A 232-nucleotide genomic window follows, 5' to 3' on the forward strand; every position below is an offset into this window, starting at 1 on the left:
TTGTCGCAGAAGCGCGCGAAGTTGGTCCCCGACTCGACCGCCGCACAGGAAAACTGCGGGCTGAGGAAGGTGTCCGGGTCGCCGTTGTCGCCTGCCCAACCCATGAACAGCAGGTCATGCTCGCCGGCCTTGGCGCGGCGGATCAGCTCGCCCCACTCGATCACGCGGATTTCAGCCTTGATGCCGATCTTGGCCAGGTCAGCCTGCAGCATCTGCGCGCCGAGGCTGGGGT

1 protein-coding gene is annotated in these 232 nt (G+C 65.9%); it reads right to left on the reverse strand.

Annotation, left to right across the window (positions count from 1 at the left end; all coding sequences use genetic code 11):
• Positions 1-232 (reverse strand): ABC transporter substrate-binding protein (locus SB765_RS34200; protein ID WP_410933099.1); only part of this gene is annotated, 232 nt, incomplete at both ends.

Origin of the sequence: Pseudomonas sp. SIMBA_067 (assembly GCF_046534675.1) — a bacterium.
Lineage (GTDB): Bacteria > Pseudomonadota > Gammaproteobacteria > Pseudomonadales > Pseudomonadaceae > Aquipseudomonas > Aquipseudomonas putida.